The sequence below is a fragment of the Sphaerospermopsis reniformis genome (assembly GCF_005402885.1).
Taxonomy (GTDB): domain Bacteria; phylum Cyanobacteriota; class Cyanobacteriia; order Cyanobacteriales; family Nostocaceae; genus Sphaerospermopsis; species Sphaerospermopsis kisseleviana.
The window spans coordinates 1-229 of record NZ_BJCE01000663.1; the positions used below are offsets into that span (position 1 = coordinate 1).

Below are 229 nucleotides of genomic sequence, written 5' to 3' on the forward strand. Positions count from 1 at the left end.
ACCTTTGATATTTATATTATTACCAGTGGCTGTTAAATTGTTTAACGCTGTTGTACTACCGACATTTTTCTCAAATGTTAAATTTCCTGTACCTGCATTCAGGGTTAAATTACTATTACCGTCTACAAGTTCATTAAAGGTAATTCCATTTCCTGTTAATGTGGGGTTATTCGCAATGGTGACATTATCGTTATAAGTCTGACTTCCAGTGGTGGTAATATTGCCATTT

1 protein-coding gene is annotated in these 229 nt (G+C 34.1%); it reads right to left on the minus strand.

The window, feature by feature from the left end:
- Nucleotides 1-229: hypothetical protein (locus FFR48_RS28755; RefSeq protein ID WP_162502014.1), on the minus strand; the 229-nt coding region annotated here is incomplete at both ends.